The organism is Proteus sp. FME41, from assembly GCF_014897315.1.
GTDB lineage: Bacteria > Pseudomonadota > Gammaproteobacteria > Enterobacterales > Enterobacteriaceae > Proteus.
This window is the reverse complement of record NZ_JABUYL010000005.1, coordinates 121,161-144,944: the sequence shown is the minus strand read 5'-3', so window position 1 is coordinate 144,944 and position 23,784 is coordinate 121,161. Positions and strand designations below refer to the sequence as shown.

At 35.1% G+C, this 23,784-nt stretch carries 19 protein-coding genes; 12 read left to right on the top strand and 7 right to left on the bottom strand.

What is annotated here, in order from left to right; all coding sequences use genetic code 11:
• Nucleotides 1-45 precede the first annotated feature (45 nt).
• From INT04_RS06745 to mnmH, 3 genes are all read left to right on the top strand, one after another.
• A complete protein-coding gene (locus INT04_RS06745; protein WP_226894009.1) occupies nucleotides 46-1,152 on the top strand; it encodes an efflux RND transporter periplasmic adaptor subunit in 1,107 nt (368 codons plus the stop codon).
• A complete protein-coding gene (locus INT04_RS06740) occupies nucleotides 1,149-4,232 on the top strand; it encodes an efflux RND transporter permease subunit (RefSeq protein ID WP_193015386.1) in 3,084 nt (1,027 codons plus the stop codon). Before INT04_RS06745 ends, INT04_RS06740 begins: the two co-directional genes overlap by 4 nt.
• 221 nt (nucleotides 4,233-4,453) lie before the next feature.
• Nucleotides 4,454-5,539, top strand: a complete 1,086-nt coding sequence (mnmH, locus tag INT04_RS06735; protein ID WP_193015385.1) for a tRNA 2-selenouridine(34) synthase MnmH — start codon at nucleotides 4,454-4,456, stop codon at nucleotides 5,537-5,539.
• 123 nt (nucleotides 5,540-5,662) lie between these two features.
• On the opposite strand, the gene INT04_RS06730 is transcribed toward mnmH, so the two are convergent.
• The gene (locus INT04_RS06730) at nucleotides 5,663-6,421 is read right to left on the bottom strand and encodes a DUF4184 family protein (protein ID WP_193015384.1); all 759 of its coding nucleotides are present in this window, start codon (nucleotides 6,419-6,421) and stop codon (nucleotides 5,663-5,665) included.
• Between the two features lie 188 nt (nucleotides 6,422-6,609).
• Nucleotides 6,610-8,169: a bifunctional metallophosphatase/5'-nucleotidase gene (locus tag INT04_RS06725; RefSeq protein WP_193015383.1), complete on the bottom strand. Its 1,560-nt coding sequence runs from the start codon at nucleotides 8,167-8,169 to the stop codon at nucleotides 6,610-6,612.
• A 127-nt stretch (nucleotides 8,170-8,296) separates the two neighbouring features.
• On the opposite strand from INT04_RS06725, the gene INT04_RS06720 reads away from it, so the two are divergent.
• Nucleotides 8,297-9,715 carry an IS1 family transposase gene (locus INT04_RS06720; protein WP_193015382.1) on the top strand — a complete coding sequence of 473 codons (1,419 nt, stop codon included), beginning with the start codon at nucleotides 8,297-8,299 and terminating at the stop codon, nucleotides 9,713-9,715.
• A gap of 34 nt (nucleotides 9,716-9,749) precedes the next feature.
• On the opposite strand, the gene INT04_RS06715 is transcribed toward INT04_RS06720, so the two are convergent.
• Nucleotides 9,750-11,153: an MFS transporter gene (locus tag INT04_RS06715; protein WP_193015381.1), complete on the bottom strand. Its 1,404-nt coding sequence runs from the start codon at nucleotides 11,151-11,153 to the stop codon at nucleotides 9,750-9,752.
• Nucleotides 11,154-11,246: 93 nt separating this feature from the next.
• Between INT04_RS06715 and INT04_RS06710 the strand changes: the two genes are divergently transcribed.
• The 6 genes from INT04_RS06710 (at nucleotide 11,247) to INT04_RS06685 (ending at nucleotide 16,744) form a co-directional block, all read left to right on the top strand.
• The gene (locus INT04_RS06710) at nucleotides 11,247-12,038 is read left to right on the top strand and encodes a helix-turn-helix transcriptional regulator (RefSeq protein WP_193015380.1); all 792 of its coding nucleotides are present in this window, start codon (nucleotides 11,247-11,249) and stop codon (nucleotides 12,036-12,038) included.
• 116 nt (nucleotides 12,039-12,154) lie between these two features.
• Nucleotides 12,155-13,348 carry an MFS transporter gene (locus INT04_RS06705; protein ID WP_193015379.1) on the top strand — a complete coding sequence of 398 codons (1,194 nt, stop codon included), beginning with the start codon at nucleotides 12,155-12,157 and terminating at the stop codon, nucleotides 13,346-13,348.
• Nucleotides 13,338-14,315 (top strand): HTH-type transcriptional regulator YidZ, encoded by a 978-nt coding sequence (gene yidZ, locus INT04_RS06700; RefSeq protein WP_319022962.1) that lies wholly within the window; start codon nucleotides 13,338-13,340, stop codon nucleotides 14,313-14,315. The genes INT04_RS06705 and yidZ overlap by 11 nt, the downstream gene beginning before the upstream one ends.
• A 210-nt stretch (nucleotides 14,316-14,525) precedes the next feature.
• On the top strand, nucleotides 14,526-14,969 hold the full coding sequence (locus INT04_RS06695; protein ID WP_193015377.1) for a GNAT family N-acetyltransferase: 444 nt from the start codon (nucleotides 14,526-14,528) through the stop codon (nucleotides 14,967-14,969).
• Nucleotides 14,966-16,000 (top strand): serine hydrolase domain-containing protein, encoded by a 1,035-nt coding sequence (locus INT04_RS06690; RefSeq protein WP_193015376.1) that lies wholly within the window; start codon nucleotides 14,966-14,968, stop codon nucleotides 15,998-16,000. The genes INT04_RS06695 and INT04_RS06690 overlap by 4 nt, the downstream gene beginning before the upstream one ends.
• A 21-nt stretch (nucleotides 16,001-16,021) precedes the next feature.
• The gene (locus tag INT04_RS06685) at nucleotides 16,022-16,744 is read left to right on the top strand and encodes a GNAT family N-acetyltransferase (protein ID WP_193015375.1); all 723 of its coding nucleotides are present in this window, start codon (nucleotides 16,022-16,024) and stop codon (nucleotides 16,742-16,744) included.
• Between the two features lie 96 nt (nucleotides 16,745-16,840).
• Here the strand turns inward: INT04_RS06685 and INT04_RS06680 are convergent, their stop codons facing one another.
• Both INT04_RS06680 and INT04_RS06675 read right to left on the bottom strand, forming a co-directional pair.
• On the bottom strand, nucleotides 16,841-18,493 hold the full coding sequence (locus INT04_RS06680; protein WP_193015374.1) for a DUF4139 domain-containing protein: 1,653 nt from the start codon (nucleotides 18,491-18,493) through the stop codon (nucleotides 16,841-16,843).
• Nucleotides 18,494-18,840: 347 nt separating this feature from the next.
• Nucleotides 18,841-20,241: an amidohydrolase gene (locus tag INT04_RS06675; RefSeq protein ID WP_193015373.1), complete on the bottom strand. Its 1,401-nt coding sequence runs from the start codon at nucleotides 20,239-20,241 to the stop codon at nucleotides 18,841-18,843.
• A 172-nt stretch (nucleotides 20,242-20,413) separates the two neighbouring features.
• Between INT04_RS06675 and INT04_RS06670 the strand changes: the two genes are divergently transcribed.
• A complete protein-coding gene (locus INT04_RS06670; protein ID WP_193015372.1) occupies nucleotides 20,414-21,649 on the top strand; it encodes a TerD family protein in 1,236 nt (411 codons plus the stop codon).
• 109 nt (nucleotides 21,650-21,758) lie between these two features.
• Here INT04_RS06670 and INT04_RS06665 read toward each other — a convergent pair whose 3' ends face one another.
• Together INT04_RS06665 and INT04_RS06660 are read right to left on the bottom strand one after the other, a co-directional pair.
• Complete coding sequence (locus INT04_RS06665) at nucleotides 21,759-22,214, bottom strand: YaiI/YqxD family protein (protein WP_193015371.1); 456 nt, start codon at nucleotides 22,212-22,214, stop codon at nucleotides 21,759-21,761.
• Nucleotides 22,215-22,273: 59 nt separating this feature from the next.
• Nucleotides 22,274-23,149, bottom strand: coding sequence for an EamA family transporter (locus INT04_RS06660; protein WP_193015370.1), 876 nt, complete (start codon nucleotides 23,147-23,149; stop codon nucleotides 22,274-22,276).
• A 97-nt stretch (nucleotides 23,150-23,246) separates the two neighbouring features.
• Here INT04_RS06660 and INT04_RS06655 point away from each other — a divergent pair, with 97 nt between their 5' ends.
• Entirely contained in the window at nucleotides 23,247-23,729 is a 483-nt protein-coding gene (locus tag INT04_RS06655) for a MarR family winged helix-turn-helix transcriptional regulator (protein WP_193015369.1), read from the top strand.
• Nucleotides 23,730-23,784 lie beyond the last annotated feature (55 nt).

The window sequence follows — 23,784 nt, the reverse complement described above, 5'->3', positions numbered from 1 at the left end:
TCAGCATTACATTGTTCCCTATTATTTTTAGGGAAATAAAGATTTATGAAAAAGCTTCTTTTGAAGATAACATTTGTTCTCTTCAGTTGTCTTTTGACATCGGTTATTCATGCCGAAGAAAATGAAAATATTATTAAATTAAGTGTAACTCAGCCCAAAATTGATCGCTATGTTGAGGTTCTTAATATACCGGGTATTTTTGTTGCCAAAAATGAAGTTTCTATTGGTTCACCGTTACAGCAACAAATGGTGACTGCAGTCTTTGTTGAAGAAGGACAATGGGTAGAAAAAAATCAATTATTAGCAACATTAGAATCACCTATTCAAACCGCAACAGTGATGCAGTTAAAAGCAGAAACTGAAAAAGCGACAGCCTATATACAACAACAAAAAGTGTTAACGGAACAGGCACAAAAAGAATTAACTCGTTTAAGTGCTTTGGCTAATCAAGGGGTTATTTCAGCCAATGATTTTGAAAAAGCCAAATCAGAAACATGGGCTAAAAAAGCAGAATTAGAAGCCACTCGTGCAGAATTACGCCAATTAAATGCACAACTAGCAAGGGAACAAAGCCAAGAAGATAAATCTAAAATTATTGCCCCAGTCGCTGGTGTTATTAGCGAACGTCATGCAATGAATGGCACACTTTCTGACAATACGTTGTTATTTAAAATTATTGAAAATAATGAAATAGAGTTTGAAGCTAATGCGCATTTATCTGAGCTATCACAAATTAATCATTCATCAGATGTAAAAGTCAAAGATTACACAAATAAAGAACTATCTGGTGCAATCCGCTTTATTTCTTCAAAAATAGATACCTATTCTCAGTTAGGAAAAATTAGAGTTTCATTAACAGACAAACATAATCATCGTATTGGTGAAATGGGTGTCATGATTTATACCCAACAGCCACAACAGAGAATGACGCTTCCGTATAGTGCAATCAGAACTGAAGCTAATGGCATTCGGAATATCTTTATTGTTAATCATGATAAAAGAATTGAAATTCAACCTGTTGATATTGGTGGCGTTCATAATGGGCGAGTAGAAATATTAAGCCCATTATCTACTGATCTTAAGGTTGTGGCTTATGCTCAAGCTTTTTTATCTCAAGGTGATCTTGTAGTTCCAATGAAGGATATTCAATGAAATTACAATTATCTTCATGGGCGATAACCAAACCAATTCCCACCATTGTTATCTTTTTGGTACTGACTATTGCCGGTATTTTTTCATTTATTCAATTACCGGTTACGGCAAATCCGGTTATTACATTCCCTATTGTGACCGTCACCATTACACAGGATGGTTCATCGCCTACTGAATTAGAAAATGCAGTAACAAAGCGTGTTGAACGTGCTGTTTCAGGTATTCCGGGGATCCGTCATATCACTTCTTCAATTAGTGAAGGTGCTTCTTCAACGGTTATTGAGTTTGACTTAAATATTGATGCTTATATAGCAACGAATGACGTTCGTGAACAAATTGTGCAAATTAGAGGTGAGCTACCTCAAACTATTGATGAGCCGTTAATTAGTCGTGTAGATGTCGAAGGTGGTGCAATTTTACGTTATATGGTCTCTTCCTCAACGATGTCATTAACCGATTTATCATGGTATGTCGATGATACTATTAGTAAACAACTCGTAATGGTTTCGGGAGTACAAAAAATAAGGCGCTTAGGTGATGTTGAGCGCGTTATTCGTGTCGAACCTGATGCACAAAAATTAGCCGCATTACAACTTCCTATTACGACTATTAATGAGCTTCTGCGAGGTGTTCACCAGAATTCAGCGGGAGGAAGTACCAAATATAATACACTGCAACACACCATCCGTGTTTTAGGTGAAAAACAGAGTGTTGAGGAAATTAAAAATATTCTATTACCGACTGATAATGGGCAATGGATCAAATTAGGTGAAGTTGCCAATATCTATGATGGGCAAAAATCAACTAAATCTATTTCTCAACTTAATGGTAATGATGGTGTTGGGTTTGCTATATATCGAACAAAAGGTTCTAGTGATACAGTCGTTGCTGACAATGTTGAAAAGGTATTGGCACAACTAAGAGAAGCTAACCCAGATATTAATATTGAGCTTATTTCATCAACAGTAAAATATACTGAGTCTAGTTATCATTTAACGATAAAAACATTAATTGAAGGAGCTTTCTTAACGGTTATTATCGTTTTGTTTTTTCTAAAAAGTGGGAGAGCAACATTAATTGCAGCGATTGCACTTCCACTATCTATATTACCGACATTCCTTGTTTTACTGCTTTTTGATTATAGTTTAAACAGTATTACGTTATTAGCGTTAACACTGGTTATTGGTATTTTGGTAGATGATGCCATTGTCGAAATTGAAAATATTCAAAAATATATAGAACGAGGTGAACGTCCTTATCTCTCTGCATTAAAAGCGTCAGATGCGATTGGTTTTGCGATAGTGGCTATTACTCTAACCATTGTTGCCGTGTTCCTTCCTGTTAGTTTTATGGGTGGGTTTGTTGGTAAATATTTTATTCCGTTTGGTATCACTGTTTGCGCTGCTGTACTTTCTTCTTTGTTGGTTGCTCGTTTAGTAACACCGTTAATGGCAGCTTATATTTTGTTGCCTCAGACTAAAAGTAAAGAACACAAAATGCCGCGCTGGGTTGATAAATATACGCATTTTTTATCATTAACCTTAAAACACCGAAAAGTGGCATTATCCATGGCATTCAGTTTTTTAATTGGATCAATGGCTGCTATTAGCTTATTACCTGTCGGTTTTATGCCTGAAGGTGATATTAGTATTAGTCAAATTAGTGTTGAATTACCGCCTGGCTCTCCAGTTGAACAGACACAAAAAGAGATTAATCAGTTAACTCGTTTATTAAAAGAGAGAACGGAGATTAAGTCTATTTATACTATTGCAGGTATTGCTGATGACTCTGATGGTATTGCTCAACATAAAGGCGAGATAATTCTTACGTTATCTGAACCTAATGAGCGTGTTTTATCACAAAAAGAGTTTGAGCAAGCAGTAACAATACTTTTTAATCAGCGCGCAGATATTAAATTTTCATTCAGTAACAGCAGCGGTAATAAAGAGTTTTCACTCGTTTTTAGTGGGAATGATGCTGAAGAATTAGATAGAGAAATACAAAAATTAACCGATAAAATAGCAACGTTATCAGGATTTAATAATATTCAGGTTGTTAAGCCATTATTGCGTAAAGAACTTATTGTTACACCTAAACTTGATAATTTAGGTCGAACTGGAATCAATGTCGAAGAGATTGCGAATACATTACGTATTGCCACCATGGGAGAGGCAAATTCTCGTAGTGCTAAATTTAATCTACCAGATAGGCAGTTGGCTGTTCAGGTTATCCTACCAGAATATCAACAAGACAATATTGAATTACTTAATAATCTCTATGTGAATAGTGGTGGACAGCCCCCTGTTCCGATTAAAACAGTGGCTAAAATAGATTCAGGTGATGGGCCTTCACAAATTGAGCGGATCAACCGCCAAAGAAAAATAGCGATCGAAGGTAATCTTGATGGTATTAGTTTAGGTGAGGCGATAGAAACAGTTATGGCTCTTCCTGAATATCAACAATTACCGCATACCGTGTCACAAGTAGAGTATGGTGATACAGAATATATGAATGATATGTTAATACGCTTTGGTTCAACGATGCTTTTTAGCATACTGTTAGTGCTTGCAATATTAATCGTATTATTTAAGGATTTTGTGCAGCCAATAACGATTTTGGTTGCATTACCCTTTTCTATTGGTGGCGCTATTATTGCTCTTGTTTTATATGGTGCGATGATTGATCTACCCGTCATTATTGGCATTCTTATGTTAATGGGAATTGTTACTAAGAATTCAATTTTATTAGTTGAATTTATTCTTGAAAAACAACGTACGGGATTATGTCGTGAAAAAGCAATTTTAGAGGCGGGTCAAGAGCGTGTTAGACCCATTATTATGACAACCTTTGCGATGATTGCGGGCATGATCCCTCTTGTTTTAACGACAGGAGCAGATGCGGGTTTCAGAGGGCCAATGGCTATTGCGGTTATTGGGGGCTTAATAAGTTCAACCTTATTAAGCCTATTGTTTGTGCCAGTTATTTATACATTTATGGATGACTTCAAGCATAAATTATTGCCTTTATTAGCCAAGTTAACCTCAGTCACACAAGAAGATAAAAATATTAAGCAGTGGTAACACATCGGTATTATTAATTTTAGATATGCCACAGGGTTGATGTGTGGCGTATTTATCTTTTTTGAAAATGAATATAACTGCTTATCATTTATTGGTAGTTAAATCTTGTTAGGAATAACACGCTATAATTTAATAAAACAAACTATCAACGCGTGTCATTACATGCTCTTAAGAGTATAGTGGTCAATCTTTCAGCCTGACTAGATATAACAATTTTTATTATGGAATCAGCGTTTTCTGCTCAAAATATTCGACATATTCTCGCTAATAACACACCTATTATTGATGTGCGTGCGCCTATTGAATTTAATCAAGGCTCGCTCCCTAATGCGATTAATTTACCTTTAATGAATGATGAAGAACGTGCTGCCGTGGGGACTTGTTATAAACAACAAGGCTCACAAAAAGCGGTTGATTTAGGGCATCAATTGGTTAGTGGTGAAATTCGTGATAATCGTATTGCTGCTTGGCGTGAAGCTTGTGAGCAATTTCCCAATGGTTATATTTGCTGTGCTCGTGGCGGAATGCGTTCTCATATTGTTCAGCAATGGCTTAAAGAAACAGGTATAGATTTTCCATTAATTGAAGGGGGATATAAGGCGTTAAGGCAGACTGTTATTGAGATGACAAATGAATTCGTTCAGCGCCCTATTATTCTTATTGGTGGATGTACTGGTAATGGAAAAACAACTTTAGTGCGTTCACTACCTGAGGGTATTGATCTTGAAGGTATTGCACACCATCGAGGTTCATCTTTTGGTCGCACTGTTGAAGATCAATTTCCTCAAGCTACATTTGAAAACCATCTTGGTGTTGAAATGTTGAAGAAATCACAAAAATACACACGTTGGGTGTTAGAGGATGAAGGCCGTGCTATTGGTGCCAATGGATTGCCTGAATGCTTACGAGCTAAAATGGCAGAAGCATCAATCGTTGTTGTTGATGATCCCTTAGAGCAGCGAATTGAACGATTAAAAGCAGAGTATTTCGATCGCATGACACACGATTTTATGGAAGCGTATGGAGAAGATAAAGGCTGGGAGGCTTACAGTGATTATTTACATCATGGTTTATTTGCAATCCGTCGTCGATTAGGTTCTCAACGTGCCGCTGAATTAACTCAATTGTTAGATAACGCACTAGAAATACAGAAAAAAGAAGCGAATACTGAAGTGCATTTCTCCTGGCTAACACCTTTACTTAAAGAGTATTACGATCCTATGTATCGTTATCAATTAAGTAAAAAGGAAGATAAAATTATTTACCAAGGGCGTTATGACGAGGTCGTGGCGTGGTTTAAACGCTAATAAATCACAAAGACATTCTGTATAAAATACACACTATATGCATCATATAAAAAGCTTCTGTCAGTTGATTTCACACAGAGGCTTTTTATTAATTTACTGGTTCAAGTTTAGTCTTAGCCTGAACTATAAGATGTCTTGTCTATTTTTAATACAATATAACAGTGATCCTAAGACTATTATTAAGCCAAAGAAAAAAGGTACAGTTAAAGAAAGTTCCAAGAAAATAAACCGATTAAGATTAATTCCCTCGCCTTTATTTGAATACTGTAATGCTAAAGGTAACGCACATAATCCTGAGAATAAACCAATCCCCATTAAACGATATAGCTTAATACGATTTTCTTTTTGTATTTGAAGATCTTGCTTACGTTGATATTGAATGTATTTCCAGCAAAGATAAAGTAACCCTAAGATAGAGCCTAAATGTTGCAGTAATTTATAAATTGCAATCTCTTGACTGTCTGTCATGCCTTGCAATAATTGTGCTTGTAGCACAGAAAAGAATCGGACTGCTGTTCCTGTTTCATGAGTAAATGAATCCCATACAATATGTGTTAATGCGCCAATATATAAAGATAAAACAAATAGGCTTAACGTCCGAAGATTGAATTTTATAGGATCATATAAAGGTATGGGTGATACATATTTTAATGGATTTCTGAATAAATAATTTAAGATAAAAACAAAGATACAGAAAGGAAATGCGGTATAAAACCAACCGAATAAATCATGTGCTGTTGTTGCGGACTGATATAAACCAAAAGAATAAAGCAAATCAGGTGAGGTGCTTCCCACAATCAATGCAGGTAAATTAAGGTATTTACCTATTCGAGTCTGTTTTAATGGAAAAACAATTGAAGGATGTGAAAAAGTCCATGGCATAGGAATATCTCTACAAAACAAAAATGAATAACAAAATAAATATGAGTATATCAGCAGATTAGCTCAGTTTTATCTGATATCACAATACTCATACAGATTAGAGATACTCTTTATAGTTAAGACAAAATATGCCATTAATGGTGAGTCCATTAATGGCATTAAATGATGGGATTATGGATTATTTATACTTAATTTGTGGTTGAAATATCAATAATTCGCTCTTCTTTTGGCATTTCTATTGTCACTTTTTGCTTAATATATTCAATAACCGCAGTGGCGGCACTGGTGTTAGGAATATCTTTAGCATTTCTGCCTTGAGTAAAGGCGGCAAATCCATCACCACCCCTTGCTAAGAAAGAATTAGCAATAATGGGGTAATAGGTATTATTGTCGATAGGCTTTCCATTAATTGAAACGGAGACAATACGCTCATTAAGTGGTTTTGAACTGTCATACTTCATTTCAAAACCACTTGAGGCTTGCAATACACCATTGGTTAAATTTGCAGAGTGGTTCATTAATTCTCGTAAATCTTTACCACTTAATTCCATATAAGTAAGATCATCTGGGAATGGAAACATACTAATAATATCCCCAATCGTGATATTACCTTTATGTATCTCAGTACGAATACCACCACTATTTACAAAAGCAACTTGAGCTCGATTATCTGTCATCAAAAATGCATCAGTAATTAAATTACCTATGACAGAAGACTCTCCATAAGAACGGGTAAGTTCTTTATTTGTATTACCAATTTTTTGTTGTGCTATTTCATCTAATTTTTTAGTCCATGCTTCTATTTTTTTCTGTGTATCAAGATCAGGCTTGTATTCATCGGCAAAAATATTAACTAACTCACCTTTATAGCTATCAATTTTTTTAGTTTTATCGTTGATATCTAAAACTAATTTTCCAACATTAATGCCATAAGCATCCGTAGAAACAATCAATGTATCATTTACTTTAATTGGTTCTGGTGTACCTACATGAGCATGGCCAGTAATTAAAATATCTAATCCTTTAACTTGCTGTGCTAATTCAATATCTTTTTGTAGCATGCGAGCGACATCGGTAGCGCCAAAACTTGATTGTCTGGCAGGAACACCTTCATGAACAAGTAATACTGTAATATCTACTTTTCCTTTAAGTTCATTAAGGTATTTATTAAGGTATTCAACTTCGTCTCTTGCTTCTACCCCTTCCCGTTTATCTTTATTAACAGTATCATAAAATGCAAATTTGCCGTGTAATCCGATTACACCAAATTTAACGCCCTCTTTTTCTAAAATAATGTAAGGTTTATTCCATACAGCTTTTCCATTATTTTCATAAAAAACATTACCTAAAAGGACAGGAAATTTGGCTTTATTAAGCTGTGTAACCATATTATCAACACCGTGGTCAAATTCATGATTACCCACGGAAGCTGCATCAAATGACATTTCATTCATAATATCGATAATGGCTTCACCTTGCGTTAAGGTACTTAAATAAGGCCCTGTAAAATAATCGCCGGCATCAAAAAATAAAACACCGGGATCATTCTTTTTTGCATCTTTAACGAGAGTGGCAATATTCGCAAAACCACCGACTAATCTATCTTTGCTGACATAAGGTGCTTTAAAAGGAACCGCATTTGCGTGTAAATCGTTAGTGTGATAAATGGTAATTTCTTGAGCAAATACAGAAGAGCTGCCTAATAATGTACCAATTAAAAGAGGCAATATAAGAATGGGCTTATTCATAATAATATCCTGTAATAATGAGAATACTGAATTAACGTCGTTGATGTTCGGTATCTAGTTAATAACACCTGACGTGTTAAAAATATGATAACTATCACAGTGCGTTAGCATTACGTTTAGTGGAATTATGTTATTATCATTTTGTGTTGGTTTTTCGTGGCAAGAACTGATGAAAATAATAAAAGAAATTAATGTTAATGTATGTAAAACAGAGGGTTGTGAACACTTTTCTGAAGTGGTAGAAGACGCCTATGTGATCCCCTCTTTTAAACTGGGTTTTCCTGCTGTTTATTGTAGTCGTTGTGGTGGCAGCAGTGTGTTAATTAATAATGAAGATATCAAAATATTATTAAATCCTTATGTTGATTTTTTTAAATTAAACATTAATGAACAATGCCCACACTGTGATTCATTAGAAAAAGTACTTTATGGAAAAACAGCAAAAGGAACAACGCGCTATCAATGTAAATGTTGTAATACGGTTTTTTCACTTAAAAATAGTATAGATTCAAAGAATCTTTTTAATAAAATAATGACGTTATTTATTTTGGAAGCGCAAATTCCAACTTATATTATAAAAACTCTTGGTATTACTCCGGCTTTATTTTATCGAAAACTTTCTACTATTGAAAAATTAATAGAAATAAAAATACGAAAATATGAGCAATATTTAGAAAAAAGTAGAAGCTATGATTTACAAACGAATGTATTTACTTTGAATTGTCGGAACAATGCCACAAAAGGGTTTTCTAATGAACTTTTTGGTATGATAACCTGTTGTTCAAAAACAGGTTATGTTTTTCTTCCTAGTGTTAATTGGAGTGAGATATTAGTAAGTTCTGATAGCCAATATCATAATAATACTAAAAAAGAAATATTAGATAATACTCAGGGAGTATTACTTGATAATATTATTATGCGATATGAGCAAATAAATAGCAGAAAAAGTTTTGGACAAATTCAATACACAGATAAAACATGTTCTGAACATATCATTGAGCCCGTTGTTTTATCACACTTTCATTTTCTTAAATTAAAATTTATTCTACCAGTAAATATTCAACATCATTTTATTTATCATGATAGCTTTATTCGTGGTGGATGTATGGTGGCGTATGGAAAAGAAATAAAGAAAAAACACTCTCATCTCTATTATGTTGTTTCAAATGGTTCTCGTTTAACATCAGAATTTAATTATAAAGGGAGTTATACCCTGGGTTGGTGGAATAATAAATGGTATGAATTTATATCTCCAGATAAAAAAGAATTATTTTATTTGTGTAATTTAGGATTAAATAAAAATAATGATATCCATTTTTACACTGCAATAATGCCTTCGCTTGATTATAGCCAATTATTTATTCAATCATTTAAAGATAAATTTCCTGAGTCTTTTTTAAAGAGATTATCTCCCAATACAGTAAAATTATTATTATCTATTTATAGTTTTTATTATAATTATTGCCTTACTCAAGATGGCAAAGTGCCAGCGCAAAAAATCGGATTATTAAAAGAAAAGATAACAATAAAAGATTTTTTTATCTAGCCTTATTAAATGCGAATAATAAGGCTAGGTTGATTTAATTATTTGTTTTAACTGTTATTTTTCTTAGTAGTAACGAGGCGGCTATAGCCATAAGAAAATTGAAAGTCATACTAAAACTAAAGGCAATTTTATATTGTTCAATAGTATTGTTTAAGATGGGCTGATTAAGGCTAAATTGTAAAATAATAGAAACACATGTTGCCCCTATTGCTGCTCCAACTTGTTGCAATGTCGCCGTTAATCCTGATGCAATACCAACAAATTCGGGTTTAACTTTAGCTAAAACTAAATTAAGCATTGGCGTCATTACCATACCTTGTGTAAATCCGACGAAGAATAGAAATGGTGTAATCCAAGTGCTATTTTCGGGTGAAATTAGGTAATAAATACCAAAAATTAAAAAGAGATAGCTTAAGGTATAACAAATAGCTCCCAAATAGATTATATATTCACCATATTCCTTCACCCATTTAGGGGTTAATAATGATGACAAAACAAATCCAATACTGGCTGGAACAAAGATTAATCCTGAATCTAAAACGCTACGATTAAAACCACTTTGTAATAATATTGACATCATCATTGGAAAAGCTGACGACGTTGCATAAATACAGACCACAACCCCTATTCCAATAACATATGGGCTATTGGTTAGTAATATCGGATCAAAGAGTGGTTGTTTTCCTTGGTGTTTTAATCGGTTTTCATAGTAAAGAAAAACGCTTAATAAACTTAATCCGATAAGAAAAAGTAGCGTGCTGTGTAATGGCCATCCCCATATAGGTAGCATTAAAATAGGGAATAATGAGAGAGAGATACTCAAAGCAGACAGAATTACGCCACCAATATCTAGTTTGATATAAGCTAGCCTATCACTTTGGGTTAAATGGTGTGAAAGTACTAATGCAATAATGCCAATAAAAAGATTAATTAAAAAAACAGTACGCCATTCAAGTCCAAAAGGATTAAGTGATATTAAAAGCCCACCTAGGGCTTGCCCTGCAATTGCCGCTAATCCTAGTGTCATTCCTAATAAACCAAACACTTTTTTTGCTTGTACTTCATCAAAATTAAGGCGAATACTTGAATAGACTTGAGGAAATAATAATGCGGCTGTTAACCCTTGTAGACAACGAGCGATAACAAGGAAAATGGCATTCGGAGAAACTGCACATAATACTGATGTTAAAGTGAAGCCAAACATGCCAATACGATAAAGAGTACGACGACCGTAAATATCGCCTAATCGCCCTCCTGTAATTAATAATAAACCAAAGGCTAGCTCATACCCTACAATAATTAATGTAAGCTCTGTTAAGGTTGCACTGAGTGTCCGCTCAATATTCACAATGGCGACATTGACGACAAATAGATCAAAAATGGTAACAAATCCAGCTAATAGCAGGACAAATAAAGCAATACGTTGTTGTTTGTTCATTTCTTATCTCAATGATTAAAGAAATGAGACTATAATAAGTAATTTATCCTGATACAATTTAACCATTTATACTATTACTAAAAGCAATAGGCTATGACTGAAAGAAAACGAACTCGCCCTGAACTCGCGGATTTTTTGCGAACTAAAAGACAAAGTATTTCACCCGAAACAGTGGGATTACCTGGCGCTGGGCGTCGGCGCACACCCGGATTACGTCGAGAAGAAGTTGCCGCACTCTCCGGCGTGGGATTAACGTGGTACACATGGCTTGAACAAGGGCGAGATATTGGGGTATCGAGTCAATTTTTAGATAACTTAGCCACTGCGTTACGGTTAAATAATGCCGAAAGACAACATCTTTATTTATTATCACATATGCGAGAGCCCACAGAGACTGGCATAACAGAACATCATGTTCCAGCTACGATTTTACGAATTTTGGCTGATTTTCCACCCGATTATCTCTGTTATGTATTAAATCTACATTGGGATGTATTAGCCTATAATCAGAAAGCAGACGCCTATTTTCATTTTTCAGACTACAGTGCTGAAAATCGCAATTATCTTTACTTGTTGTTTATGGATCCTCGCTATAAAACGCGTATTGATGATTGGGATAATATTGCAGAACGGTTGCTAGCGAGTTTTCGACGTGATCATGCTAGAACAAAAAATGATCCTAATATTCGTAAATTAATTGCCACATTAAGTTGTTCATCACCTGAATTTAAACGTATGTGGGAAAAACATGAGATATATCCACCTTGCGATGGATTAAGAACATTGAATTTTAATAATAAAAAAGTGTGTTATGAATACACATCATTAGCGTTTGATTTAGAAAAATATAATCGAATTTTAGTGTATATTCCTAAAAAACCTTAACAATAAAATCCCCATGATATTTCCAAAATGGAAATTAGAGATTGCTTTTTTGTCATTAGGTTTCCGTTTCGTTGACGACTAAAATGCCTCTTTATCAGAATAAAAGAGGTGGTTGGATGACAAAATATATCTTTTTTAGCTTTTGTTTAGTGTTGATTTATCCCCTTGGTGTTGATCTGTATTTAACAGGCTTACCAGCAATAGCTAAAGACTTAAGTGCGTCTGAAACGACATTGCATCAGGCTTTTTCAATTTATTTAATGGGCATGGTGTCATCCATGTTTATTGCAGGATGGTGCAGTGATAATTTAGGGCGTAAACCCGTTGTGTTATTTGGAACGGTTGTTTTTTTATTCGCTTCATTGAGTGCGGGAATTTCGGTAACGGAAAACGGATTTTTAGTTGCTCGTGTATTTCAAGGATTCGGTGCCGGTTTTTGTTATGTTGTGACCTTCGCGATATTACGAGACACATTAGCTGAACAACAACGGGCAAAAGTGCTTTCTATGATAAATGGGATAACCTGTATTATTCCTGTGTTGGCCCCTGTTTTTGGATTTTTAATTTTATTGCAATTTGAATGGCCGATGATGTTTTATGCAATGGCAACTTATTCATTATTTGTTTTTGTATATTGCTGTTTTTGGATAAAAGAGACAAAACCAAAGCCACAAGCTATTACTAAAAAAGAAAATAACTTAATGACAGTGAATATTGTCGATAACGAGTCGTTTTTAAATGGCTTTTTTCTAAGTCGCTTACTTATTTCATGTTTAGGAATGGGCGTTATTCTTACTTATGTTAATATTTCACCCATTGTGATTATGCAGCAGATGCACTACACCACAGGGCAATATTCAACAGCAATAACATTGCTTTCCTTGATCAGTATGGTGACATCTTTTTTAATGCCTAAAATATTATCAAAATTTCGTTATGAAGTTATTTTGTATACTGGGTTATTCTGTTTTTTAGGTGCGGCTATTTTTATATTTATTGGGAAAAATAGCGATCCTCATTGGTTCTTTGTCTCATTTTCATTGTGTGGTGCAGGGTTTGCATTGCTATTTGGTATTATAATGAGTCAAGCGCTCTCTCCGTTTAGCCGAAAAGCTGGGCTTGCTAGCTCTATTTTAGGGATTTCTCAATTAAGCTTTGCGTCTCTCTATATTTGGATTATGGGATGGTTAGAAGTCTCTGCAATAAATATGTTGATGGTTGTCTTATCAGCAAGTTGTATTATTGGTTTCGCTTTTTTGCATATTTTCCAATCTTCAGAACAACGACAAAAGGTTAACTGTGATGCATAAGCCATTACATCGAATTGATTTGAATTTATTGGTTATTTTTCAGATTCTTTTGCAAGAACGCAGTGTAACTTTAACGGCGAAATGGTTATCTATTTCACCTTCAGCAGTCAGTAAAGCGCTAGCTAAGTTGCGGATTTGGTTTGATGATCCCCTTTTTGTTCGTAGCCCTCAGGGGCTAATACCGACGCCGTTAACGTTAAGTATTGAAGAGTCACTTTCTGATTTTATTAATATTGGGAATCATATTGCAGGTAAACAAAACAGTGAAACGCCTAAAGGTGTCCATTTCAGCTTAATATTAGAATCGCCATTACATCAAGTCATGCTAACTCAATTTCCTTTGCAAATATTGAATTATTATCCACAATCAATGGTTCAAATACGAAATTGGGAATATAACTCTTTATCAAGCATTATTGATGGTGACGCTGATATTGCTTTTTTAGGTCGTGAATATTATTCAGGCTCTAAAGAAGCATTACATTTATTACCAGAAGTCATTGACTGTGAAGAGCTTTTTTGTGATACACCGTTAGTCTATGTACGAAAAGATCACCCTTTACTTAAAGAACCTTGGAATTTAGAGACATTTTTGCGCTATTCTCACATTTCAACAGAATATGATAAACGAGCACATTGGGCATTAGATGATATTTTGGCTGAACATGGACGTTTACGTAATGTCGCTATAACCTATACGTCATTTGAGCAAACCTTATTTACAATTTCTCAACCTAATCATGAGCTTATTACTTGTTTACCTGGGTATTGTGCACATTATATTTCTAGAGTTTTACCTAATTTAGTTACGCTACCTATACCATTGCCACACAGCGTTTCTGAACAACTAGATATCTCATTTATTTTATTGTGGCATAAGCGGCATGCATATAATTCTAAAGTGTTGTGGCTAAGAGAAACAATAAAAAACAGTGTTCACCAATTTATGCAGAAAAATACACGCTAATAAATTGATTTATTCTAGAACACATTTAAATACAGTGCTTTTATGATTATTTACTGCCTTAACACTTGCCTATTGCTATTTTTCTATTTCAATATTCATAATAAATAAAATAATGTGCCCTATTGTGCTATCTAAATCTTCTCTTAATATTTCTTTAATTTTATCGCTGATAATAAACGATGAGCTTTTAGTGATTTAAAAGAGAATACAATGGATATTAGTTTAAAACGTATTACTTCAGATAATTATGAAGAAATTAGTTTACTTGAGGTAGAAGAATATCAAGAAGACTATATTGCTTCTAATATGTGGTCTTTAGTTGAGGCGGCTTATAACGAAAGCTATGTTGTTAGAGGCATTTATTTATCAGATAAACCAGTTGGCTTTTTTATGTGGGTAAAAGAGAACCCGCATAAAACCGCTATCTGGCGTTTTATGATAGATAAAGCACACCAAAACAAAGGATTAGGCAGAAATGCCCTTCAGCTCGCCTTAAATGAAATTAAGCAAGATAAAGAAATTAATGATATTGAAATCTGTTATAACCCATTAAATCCAGTAGCTAAAACATTCTATGCCTCTTTTGGTTTTGAAGAGGTAGGTATGGATAGCGATGGGGATGATATGTTAGCAGTAATAAGAGTAACACAATGAAAAATATAAAAAATAATAGTAAGCAAGATAAGATTGTGCAGTTAGTAAGCCCTATTTCTGAGAATACGCCCGGTATTATTATACGGGCTCGCTTTGATGATGGTGTTATATACCAAGCTCAAAAAGGTCTTGCAAATATAACTAAAAATCAATTAATTGATGAAAATAGTGTCTTTAATTTAGCATCTGTTTCAAAGCAATTTACTGCTTTTTCCATATTGCTTTTAGCTAAAGATGGAAAGTTGTCACTTGATGACTCCATTCTGGTTTATTTACCTGAATTAGGTGAATATGCCAAAGAGATCACTGTGAGTGATTTGGTTTTCCATATCAGTGGGTTAATTGATTATATGGAATTAGCGTTTGAGCGAGGTGTTTCTTATACAACGCCACTTACGCCAGAAGAAAGTTTTGCTGATATTGTAAAGCAAACCAAGACCTACTACCCTGTTGGCAGTAAATTTGAATATAACAATACCGGATATTTTTTGCTGTCTCAGATCATTGAACGAGTCAGCCAACAACCCTTTTCAGTTTTTGCTCAAGAACGTATCTTTGCACCATTAAAAATGAACGATACATTTATTGTTGAAGAATACCCTACAATAAATCCTATTGTGTCTGGATATGTGGAAAATGAGCAAGGAAACTATGAATTATCAGAAAGCCCTTGGACACATACCGGTGATGGCGCCGTGCATTCAAGTGCGAACGATTTAATGAAATGGGGTGAAAACTTTAGTACGGCAAAAGTGGGCGGTGCTGAGCTTATTGCGAAAATGACACAGCCTTTTTCTCATTCTACGCGTGAAGGTAAGCCAGTAATTGATTATGAAGCTTATGGATTTGGCCTTTTTATTAATCATTCTCTGGGTGAAATAAGTTTTGAACATTCAGGGGGATGGATGGGAACGTCAACCTATTTTATGCGTTTCCCTCAATCAAAACTCACTATCACAGTTCTATCTAATCGTGAAAACTATGATATTGATTTACTTGCAACTGAAGTGGCAAAAATTTTACTTAATTAGTCGGCGCAAATAGAGAATATGATGGAAAATATCATGATCATCGATTACTGGAAAAATGAATTTCAATTGGGTGAGTCGGTTGTTAACTCACCTACTTTTAGTTTATTTAGCTATTCTGAATTAGATGAAGATTACAGCATGTCATGGCTAAAAACGGCTGAGGTAAATTTATTTAGTAGTTCACCAACTTTAATTGAACAACTCGGTTTAAAAAGTCATCCACCCGCTTCAAGTGAAGCATTATTAGCTCGCCTAAATCATGATGATTTTAATTGGTATGGCGCTGATCAGGTTTTTTATTTATCTGAAATAGAATGTGAAAAATTACAAAATAACCCATTTTTCCATGCTGCGCGTAGATTAACACAAGCAGATAAATTGTTATTTGATGAGTTTTGCTCACAAAATAGTGAAGAAGATTTAGACGGTGCTTATGTTGAATTAAATCACTGGCGAGTGATGGGATTGTTTGAACAAGAAAAGCTAATCGCTGTAGCCAGTGCATACCCATGGGATGACTCTCTATTTGCTGATATGGGGATACTGACACATCCAGATTATCGCCAGCAAGGATTCGCGAAATTACTGATTAGAGCATTATGTAAACTTATTTTAAATGATGGTTATCAACCCCAATACCGTTGCCAATTAGATAATTTATCGTCACTTATTTTAGCAGAAAAAGCAGGCTTTTCACCTTTTGCACAATTAGATTTTATTTTAAAAAATGAAAATGATATTTAATTTTTTTAATCAAAATAAAAGTGGTTTTTATTTAAAAAAGAAAAAGGTGCTATTGCACCCTTTTCTATTTTCCTTCCTAAATCTAAATTGACGCCATTATAGTCCCATTACTTGTCTATTCTTAGGATAAGAAAGCGTATAATTTAATGGTAATGATTTTTCTTGTTTTGCATCCAACGTAATATTCCATTCTATCTCACCGGTATCTTTATCCAGCACACCCTCTTTATAATTAGCATTTGCCACATTAATGTTATTTTCTTGGCTAAGCGGTAATTGATCGTAAATTGTCACTTTTACTGGTGTGTTATATGTATTTCTTACTTTAATGGTATAACTTTCTTTTTGTTCAATCGTTGTACCAATAAATATCGGTTCTTTTCTTATTTTTTCGTTGTTAATACGGCTAACTTGAATGTTTTTGTCTATCCCCATCGGAATATTAAGTAACTCTTCAAGCTCATTCGTATTAATATAGCTATTACCCACAAAGCTATTCATATAGTAGATATTTGCACGACCATTAAGTAAGTTTAAATTTTCCCAATCTTTAATTTCAGCTTGTAAATAAACTTCTTCTACTAATTTCGGTGTGGTTAAATAGCGATAATCCGCGGTGACTTCTTTTTGGTTAATGACCAATGTGTTAGGCTCGGTGCTATTTTTTAAGGTGTAAGGTAACGCGATAGCGTGGCTTAAATTAATTCCATTATTATTCGTCGTAACATATCGAGTCACTCCTTTGTTTATTTGTTTTTCTCGAGTTAGGTCTGAAACATTTTCTTCCATAACTGCGGCTGGTGCAGGCATCGCCATTCTCATACTGTCTTTTCTAAATTTTGAATTATCATTATAAAGAGATAAATACCAAGGTGATAACGCAGGAGCCGTAATATTGAGTGACGGATTGGTGGATGTTAAAACCAGCTTAACACTATCCCAATTTAAGCCTGTATTTTGAATCACATCCGCTTTATAGGTGAGTAATATTGGCTTATCCATTCCTTGGCTTCGAATATCATAAGCGGGTGACCATCCTGCATCTGGTGTTATATAGGAAATCCGCATTTTACTCGTGAGATTTTTTGATGTACCTAAGGATAAAATAATTTGCGTTTTTTCTTCGGCAATAACGGGCAATTCAATCTCTAATTGGCGAGTTATTTCTTCTAGTTGTTCGGCCAATTTAGTGATTTCTTCACGTGCTGTTTTTTGTTGATTTAAAATAGAAGTCATTCTTTGACTAATAAAATCAAATTTTTGTGATGATTGCTCTAATGTTTGCGTTTCACCATTACCAAAAAAGGATTGATCTTTCAGTAAAATAATTTGTTCATCACCAACGCTAATGTTGATGTTTAATACTTCAATTTGTTTATTAATCTCTTTTTGTTTATCCATTAATGTCGTAATGGTGGCTGGGTAATTAGGGGCAATCGGTATTTTTTTAACGTTTATGGTATTAATAATAATATCGTCATTATCAAGGCTAACTGATAGGCTTCTTTGATCAATGTTATTTGCAACATTGGATAAAACAACTTCACTTTGTCCCGCGGGTAAATCCAGTGTTACGCTATTTTCAAGTTCGGCACCACGCAAAAAAATCGTTGCTTGATTGAGTTTTATATCCTGATAAAGCGTTTTAGTCAGGGCTATTGAATTAGGTTCATTAGCAAAAGCGCTAGATACACTAATTATGGATAAGGTAAGCAGTGACAGAGTGAGTTTATTCGGTTTAATCATCATTTTTATTCTATCCGTAGTTGATGAGCGGTATTGTCAAAAGGCTAATTAGAGATGCTCTATTGCATAAGAATACATAGATAGTATTGCATCTCCCATAAATTAGATAACAGAATAAACTTAAAGAGAGAATGGTGTAGAAATACAGAAAATACGATAAGCCAGTGTATTACTGATATTAGCAAAAAGGGTGTTATAAATAGTCAGGATTATCTTCGTTATAATGAGATATTATGCGGTTATTTCGCTTTATTTTATCGTATTTTGATAAAACAAACTGATGATAATAAATAAAAAAAATAGGCAGTTTAAAAATAAACTGCCTAGGATAAAGATATTGTTATCAATTTTTATTTAACAACTTCACCGCTATCGATTACGGTTTTACGTACTTTATCAGAGAAATCTTGAGCTTCTTTAATAATCGCTTTTTCATCGACCGTTAATAATTGGCGATCTTCCATTAAGATTTTACCATCGACAATGGTGTGGCGAACATTACTGCCATTTGCACCATAAACTAATGCTGCATAAGGGCTGTACATAGGCACCATATTGGGTGATTTTGTATCAACTACGATGATATCAGCAAGCTTTCCTGATTCTAACGAACCCAGTTTATCTTCCATATGCAAGACTTTTGCAGAGCCCATTGTTGCTAACTCAACAACCGTTAACGGTGGCATTGCCGCACGATCTTTATTCTCTAGCTTATGAATTTTGCCAACAAGATTTAGCTCATTCATCGTCGTTAGTGTATTACTCGACATTGGGCCATCTGTACCCAAACCGACTCGAACACCTTTTTCTAGCATAGCAACAACGGGAGCAACCCCTTTTGCTGATTTGGTATTGGCACTGATATTATGAGCAACACCTACATCATATTTCTTTAATAAATCTATGTCTTTTTCATCGACCATAATGGCATGTGCAGCGATAACTTTGTTATTTAATGCTCCGATATCTGCCATATATTGAACAGGGCTTTTACCCCCCGTGCGTTTTGCAATTTCTTCTTGTTCACGATCCGTTTCAGCTAAGTGGATCATGACAGGCACATCTAGTTCTATGGATAATTTAGCAATTTTCTGAAGGTTTTCAGTAGTATTTGTGTAAGGCGCATGAGGCGCAAAAGCAGGAATAATGCGAGGATGATCTTTATATTCTTTAATAAAGCTTACCGCATATTGAATACCTTCTTCTGGTGTTTTCGCATCGGCAACAGGGAAATTAATAACAGATTCTCCTAATACTGCACGGTTACCCATTTTATCAACCGTTTTAGCGACTTCATCTTCAAAATAATACATATCAACATAAGTCGTTACGCCCCCCTTTACCATTTCGATATTGGCAAGATTAGCGCCAACTCTAACCATTTCGCGAGAAACCATCTTATTTTCGAGCGGGAAAATATAGCGGTGAAGTCTATCTGGAACATCATCAGCTAATGAACGAAATACCGTCATTGAGCCGTGAGTATGTGTATTAATCAGGCCCGGCATAACAATATCACCATCAACGTCTAATACTTTATTAGCTTGATATTCTTTAGACAGTTCCGGCCCACCTACGGCAATAATTTTATTTTCTTTTACGACAACTGTGCCCTGTTCAATAATTTTATTTTGCTGATCCATAGTGAGAACAGTGCCGTCAACTATCATCAAATCAGCCTGTTTTGCTGCATAACCAGAAAAAGAAACCGCCATTACAGCCAAAGCAAGCACAGATTTAGAAAATGACATCATTACCTCTCGTCTTGAAGGGAAAATTTCCCTAAGATTATAAATAAATTCATTGGCTTTTGATATCAAATGAAAGTGAATGAGATCACCGAATAAATAATTAATTGTAGTTATTATTACATTTAACGCATAAATTTCTTGCAGTTGGTCTTATCAATCAAGGAGTGGTTTAATGAGCAAAATGTTACAACCCGGTGAAAATACATCACTAAGTGAAAATAAAGGACAAGTTAACGTCTCTCATGTAGCAGGCAATAACCTTGATATTAATCTGACTGCTTTTTTAGTCACAGAGTCAGGCAACGTCGTTAATGATGATGATATGGTTTTCTTTAATGCTCCTCATCATGCCTCTGGTGCCGCGTCATTTATTGCACCTGTAACTCAAAGTTCATCGGTTATTCATAGTATTGATTTCGATTTATCTCGTTTACCTGCCAATATTACCAAGATAGCCATTACCTTGACGCAAGATGGTAGCGCTGGCGGTTTTTCGGTTGTTCAACAATTAAAAGCGCAAGTGTTGATAAATAATGACGTTATTGAATTGGTGCCAAGCTCATTTTCACAAGAAACGGGTATCATTGTTTTAGAGTTGTATATTCGAAACGGGCAAAATAAAGTTCGTTCTGTTTGGCAAGGTTTTGCATCAGGGCTTGCAGGATTATGTAATCTTTATGGTATTGACGTCGAAGAGCCCGCTCCCGTTATCGTACCTGCGCCACCTGTTAATATACAAAAAAGTGTGGTGAAACTGACGAAACCAGAAAGCAGTCACCGTGTTTCTTTATTGAAAGGAAGTGATGCACCTAAGCGCATTTTAGTGAGTGCAACGTGGATAGATAATGGTGATGGCAAAGATAACGATGATTTAGATCTTCGGATAGGTATTCTAAGACCGAATGGTCAGATGTCGATTATTCAAGCTCCAGATAAAAGTGGCGCTTTTAATGCAGATCCTTTTGTCTTCCATACGGGGGATGTGGTCAGTGTTAGCCAAGATCAACCCGGTTGTGAAACCGTTGAAATCAACCCTGCTATTTCCCAATTAATGGGGGGGAAAGTCGCTTTAGTTTGCAGTGTTTATTCTGCTATTAATAATGGTTGTGTTTCGGTTGCGTCATTAAAACCGACAATGCGTATGGAGTATGGCAATCAAGTGGTTGAATGTTCTTGTGAGTATAAGAAAGGCTTTTTCAATAATATGATTTATACCTATGTCATTGGTATTATTGAAATTGATCAAGACAGTATTACGTTAAAACCTTCCGGTGTTACATCAAGAGCAGGCAGTGAAGCAACGCCTTGGTTAACCCGTGTGGGTAATGAGCTTAAATTAACAATGGATGGCCCTCATGTTTTTAAAGGAAAGAAGCCAAGTATTCTAGGCAAAAAACGTTATGTTTAATGTCATTATAAAAAAGAAATAACTTAGCGTTTGTCCTAAAAAGGAAAACGGGCAATGATTAAATGCCCGTTTTTTATTTATTTACTTAAAGAGATGATAGCCTGTGAAATTAAGCGCGTCTTTTTTGCTCTAATAACCACTTGTCTAACTCATTAGCAAAAAGCTGACGGTCGCGTTGATTTAGACTTGCAGGGCCACCCGTTTGAATACCGCTGGCTCTCATCGTATCCATAAAATCACGTATATTTAAACGTTCACGAATAGTCGCTTCAGTATAACGTTCACCTCGCGGATTTAGAGCAACGGCTCCCTTTTCAATGACTTCTGCCGCTAATGGAATATCCGCTGTAATAACTAAATCATCTTTATGAGTACGACGGACAATTTCGTTATCCGCGACATCAAATCCAGCAGAGACTTGTAATGTTCGCAAAAAAGGTGATGCTGGTATGCTTAATCGTTGATTAGCAACAAAAGTAATAATCACTTTTTCTCTGTCTGCTGCTCGATATAACACTTCTTTAATTACTTTTGGACATGCATCAGCATCAACCCATATAGGCATAACAACTCTCTCTTGGTTATTCTGTATTAAATATTGCACGTTAAAATAACACAATAATGCTAACTAAGTGATTGAAGCTTTGCTCTTTCCCGTTTTTCTGATTGTTGATTACCCCAAATACTCACTAATATTATGAGCATACCGATAATCTGTAAGCCAGTTAATTGTTGCCCTAATAATGCCCAACCTAAAATAACAGCACTGAGTGGACTTAAAAAACCTAATGACGCCACAGCGCTTGGCCCTAATAATGCAAGCCCTCTAAACCAAAAAACATACGTTAATGCCCCACCAATTAAGGTTAAATAAGTCAAACCTAAAAGGTTAATGCCTGTTAATGAAGGTAGTGCGGGTTCAAACAAAAGCGCAAAGGGTAATAATACCGCACCACCAGCGGTTAATTGCCAGGCGGTAAACGTTAAAGGAGTAACCGGCGGTTGCCAACGACGACTTAACACAGTACCCGCCGCCATGGATAAAGCACCGCCTAATCCTGCAATTATTCCGATAGGATCAAGTGTCGCATTAGGCGTGAGTATCAGTATTGCCACGCCCAAAATACCGCCTAATGCGGCTGAAATAGACAACCACGATAAACGTGTTTGTAATAACCAATGAGATAAAAATAATACAATTAAGGGTTGAACCGCCCCCACTGTTGCCGCAACGCCACCGGGTAAACGATAAGCTGAAATAAATAATAACCACCAAAATAGTGAGAAATTTAAAATACCCAAAATTATAACGCGTAACCACCATATCCCTTGTGGTAGTTGTCTCATAATGATTAATAATAGAATACCTGCGGGTAATGCACGTAAAGCTGCCAATGTCATTGGTACGTTGGCAGGCAACATTTCCGTTGTCACAATGTAGGTGCTACCCCAAACAATAGGTGCTAATGCAGTTAATAAAAGCGTTGTGTATCTATTCATAAAATTACTCAAATTATTTGCTATCCTGATTTATCTTGAGGTCAAGATAAATTGATAATACCTTGACGTCAAGATAAATAATTGACATGATAAATGCATGGACAGAATTGATAGAATTACCAAACAATGGCAACGTGAGCGCCCTGATCTTGATATTAGCCCGATGGGATTAATTGGCCGATTAGGGAATATTACGGTGCATCTTTCCCGTGAAATGGAGAAAGTTTTCACTCAATTTGGTTTAAATGCACCAAGCTTTGATGTGTTAGCAACATTACGACGCGCAGGAAAGCCGTATACCCTTTCCCCTGGTGAAATGTTATCAACACTGATGGTGACATCGGGCACGATGACAAATCGTATTGATCAATTAGAAAAAGCAGGCTGGGTTGTTCGTAAAGTTAATCCAGACGATGGACGTAGCTTTTTAGTCTCGTTAACACCGGAAGGCCTGACGTTAATTAATCAAGTTATTGAAGCCCACGTCGATAATCAAAAGCGTTTAGTTGCAGGTTTATCACAACAAGAACAGCAGGCCTTAAATCAATTGCTTAAAGTTTTTCTTAATTCTTTAGAATAGTATTCTAATCGCATTTTATTCTCTGTAATTTATTTTAACGCTCATTGATAATGAA

Excerpts from the sequence above, each read along its gene's own strand:
- INT04_RS06690 (WP_193015376.1), top strand. The coding sequence starts at position 14,966 with ATGAAAAATATAAAAAATAATAGTAAGCAAGATAAGATTGTGCAGTTA.
- INT04_RS06670 (WP_193015372.1), top strand. The coding sequence starts at position 20,414 with ATGAGCAAAATGTTACAACCCGGTGAAAATACATCACTAAGTGAAAAT.
- INT04_RS06680 (WP_193015374.1), bottom strand. The coding sequence starts at position 18,493 with ATGATGATTAAACCGAATAAACTCACTCTGTCACTGCTTACCTTATCC.
- INT04_RS06720 (WP_193015382.1), top strand. The coding sequence starts at position 8,297 with ATGTTATTATCATTTTGTGTTGGTTTTTCGTGGCAAGAACTGATGAAA.
- INT04_RS06745 (WP_226894009.1), top strand. The coding sequence starts at position 46 with ATGAAAAAGCTTCTTTTGAAGATAACATTTGTTCTCTTCAGTTGTCTT.
- INT04_RS06730 (WP_193015384.1), bottom strand. The coding sequence starts at position 6,421 with ATGCCATGGACTTTTTCACATCCTTCAATTGTTTTTCCATTAAAACAG.
- INT04_RS06655 (WP_193015369.1), top strand. The coding sequence starts at position 23,247 with ATGGACAGAATTGATAGAATTACCAAACAATGGCAACGTGAGCGCCCT.
- INT04_RS06740 (WP_193015386.1), top strand. The coding sequence starts at position 1,149 with ATGAAATTACAATTATCTTCATGGGCGATAACCAAACCAATTCCCACC.
- INT04_RS06710 (WP_193015380.1), top strand. The coding sequence starts at position 11,247 with ATGACTGAAAGAAAACGAACTCGCCCTGAACTCGCGGATTTTTTGCGA.
- INT04_RS06725 (WP_193015383.1), bottom strand. The coding sequence starts at position 8,169 with ATGAATAAGCCCATTCTTATATTGCCTCTTTTAATTGGTACATTATTA.
- INT04_RS06685 (WP_193015375.1), top strand. The coding sequence starts at position 16,022 with ATGGAAAATATCATGATCATCGATTACTGGAAAAATGAATTTCAATTG.
- INT04_RS06695 (WP_193015377.1), top strand. The coding sequence starts at position 14,526 with ATGGATATTAGTTTAAAACGTATTACTTCAGATAATTATGAAGAAATT.
- INT04_RS06675 (WP_193015373.1), bottom strand. The coding sequence starts at position 20,241 with ATGTCATTTTCTAAATCTGTGCTTGCTTTGGCTGTAATGGCGGTTTCT.
- mnmH (WP_193015385.1), top strand. The coding sequence starts at position 4,454 with ATGGAATCAGCGTTTTCTGCTCAAAATATTCGACATATTCTCGCTAAT.
- INT04_RS06705 (WP_193015379.1), top strand. The coding sequence starts at position 12,155 with ATGACAAAATATATCTTTTTTAGCTTTTGTTTAGTGTTGATTTATCCC.
- INT04_RS06715 (WP_193015381.1), bottom strand. The coding sequence starts at position 11,153 with ATGAACAAACAACAACGTATTGCTTTATTTGTCCTGCTATTAGCTGGA.
- INT04_RS06665 (WP_193015371.1), bottom strand. The coding sequence starts at position 22,214 with ATGCCTATATGGGTTGATGCTGATGCATGTCCAAAAGTAATTAAAGAA.
- INT04_RS06660 (WP_193015370.1), bottom strand. The coding sequence starts at position 23,149 with ATGAATAGATACACAACGCTTTTATTAACTGCATTAGCACCTATTGTT.